The sequence below is a fragment of the Anaerobacillus arseniciselenatis genome, assembly GCF_001865995.1.
Classification (GTDB): Bacteria; Bacillota; Bacilli; order Bacillales; family Anaerobacillaceae; genus Anaerobacillus; species Anaerobacillus arseniciselenatis.
In genome coordinates, this window is record NZ_MLQQ01000011.1 from 1 (window position 1) to 1,776 (window position 1,776).

A 1,776-nucleotide genomic window follows, 5' to 3' on the forward strand; every position below is an offset into this window, starting at 1 on the left:
AGCAAGCTTTTAAAACTCCGCTCGACTTGCATGTATTAGGCACGCCGCCAGCGTTCGTCCTGAGCCAGGATCAAACTCTCCATAAAAGTGTTTGATAAAGCTCAAAATAAAACATTGACGAGATTTTCATATCTCTTTTTAAAGTTTCAGACTTCACTAGTAAGTGCTGCCTTCCACCTTTCTTAATTCGCTTGGCTGTGTGTTCAGTTTTCAAAGAACGATCAGGGTATTCCATTTGTCAGAATACACGTAGTTGCTTTACAACAAGAATTTAATTCTATCAGAATAACTCCCTTGTGTCAACAACTTTTTAAAATGTTTTTCATCACTTATTGCAGCGACTTTATTAATATAACATTTTTAAAACAGTAAGTCAATACCTTTATAAAAAATGGTGGAGCCTAGCGGGATCGAACCGCTGACCTCCTGCGTGCAAGGCAGGCGCTCTCCCAGCTGAGCTAAGGCCCCTTAATGGTCGGGAAGACAGGATTTGAACCTGCGACCCCCTGGTCCCAAACCAGGTGCTCTACCAAGCTGAGCCACTTCCCGAAAACAATATTATAATTTGACAATATACCTTAATGTTTAACACTAAGTTTAATAACAATGGCGCGCCCTGAGAGATTCGAACTCCCGACCTTTTGATTCGTAGTCAAACACTCTATCCAGCTGAGCTAAGGGCGCATATTGTTGGTACCGAGGGCCGGACTTGAACCGGCACGGTAGTCACCTACCGCAGGATTTTAAGTCCTGTGTGTCTGCCAATTCCACCACCCCGGCAAAGCAGACTATAAGATTGGAGCGGAAGACGAGATTCGAACTCGCGACCCCCACCTTGGCAAGGTGGTGTTCTACCACTGAACTACTCCCGCAAATCTGTGGTGCGGGTGAAGGGACTCGAACCCCCACGTCAAAGACACTAGATCCTAAGTCTAGCGCGTCTGCCAATTCCGCCACACCCGCATATATCAATAAAAATGGTGAGCCATGAAGGATTCGAACCTTCGACCCTCTGATTAAAAGTCAGATGCTCTACCAACTGAGCTAATGGCTCTTGATAATAATTTTTAGTAATTTAGTTCTCTTTGCTCCTACGCCACTTCGTTTGATCGTCGCATGTCAGCAAAAAAGCAAATTCAATAAGTAGACATGGTGCCGGCCAGAGGACTTGAACCCCCAACCTACTGATTACAAGTCAGTTGCTCTACCAATTGAGCTAGGCCGGCATAAATAGGTAAATTATTATCGCTTCACTTTGTTTCGAAAAAAAATATGGTGGAGGATGACGGGATCGAACCGCCGACCCCCTGCTTGTAAGGCAGGTGCTCTCCCAGCTGAGCTAATCCTCCATTTTTAGTCTAGCAACGTCCTACTCTCACAAGGGGAAACCCCTAACTACCATCGGCGCTGAAGAGCTTAACGATCGTGTTCGGCATGGGAACGAGTGTGACCTCTTCGCTATCGCCACTAGACTTTTTAATTTTGAATTATGAGTTTTGAGTTACTTGTAAGCGTCTCTTGGAGGCTCACTAGCATCAATCTTCATATCCATAATTCATTGAAAGATTGTTCTTTCAAAACTAGATAACAGACACAATTAAGTTACTTGAGTATTTCATTCATTTCATTTTTGAGCTTCATCTTTCGATGTTTGTGTTTTGCTTCTTTGAGTTACTTTCATAACTCAAAACTCAACACTCTTCACTCAAAACTTATTTTTAGGATAAGTCCTCGACCGATTAGTATCTCTCAGCTCCACGTGTCGCCACGCTTCCA

General features: G+C 43.6%; 9 tRNA genes and 2 rRNA genes. All 11 read right to left on the reverse strand.

The features are described from left to right. Nucleotides 1-86, reverse strand: a 16S ribosomal RNA gene (locus tag BKP35_RS08290); the annotation flags it as partial. 306 nt (nucleotides 87-392) lie between these two features. Beyond that, nucleotides 393-468: transfer RNA gene (locus BKP35_RS08295), tRNA-Ala, on the reverse strand. Nucleotides 469-472: 4 nt separating this feature from the next. Beyond that, nucleotides 473-549 (reverse strand) — tRNA-Pro (locus BKP35_RS08300). A 58-nt stretch (nucleotides 550-607) separates the two neighbouring features. Continuing rightward, a tRNA-Arg gene (locus tag BKP35_RS08305) sits at nucleotides 608-684 on the reverse strand. A 7-nt stretch (nucleotides 685-691) separates the two neighbouring features. Then, a tRNA-Leu gene (locus BKP35_RS08310) sits at nucleotides 692-780 on the reverse strand. Nucleotides 781-797: 17 nt separating this feature from the next. Continuing rightward, nucleotides 798-872: transfer RNA gene (locus BKP35_RS08315), tRNA-Gly, on the reverse strand. Nucleotides 873-879: 7 nt separating this feature from the next. After that, nucleotides 880-963: transfer RNA gene (locus tag BKP35_RS08320), tRNA-Leu, on the reverse strand. A gap of 15 nt (nucleotides 964-978) precedes the next feature. Next, nucleotides 979-1,054: transfer RNA gene (locus BKP35_RS08325), tRNA-Lys, on the reverse strand. Between the two features lie 96 nt (nucleotides 1,055-1,150). Next, nucleotides 1,151-1,226, reverse strand: a tRNA-Thr gene (locus tag BKP35_RS08330). Nucleotides 1,227-1,273: 47 nt separating this feature from the next. Beyond that, nucleotides 1,274-1,349, reverse strand: a tRNA-Val gene (locus tag BKP35_RS08335). A gap of 7 nt (nucleotides 1,350-1,356) precedes the next feature. Beyond that, nucleotides 1,357-1,472 (reverse strand): 5S ribosomal RNA (gene rrf / locus BKP35_RS08340). Between the last annotated feature and the right edge of the window lie 304 nt (nucleotides 1,473-1,776).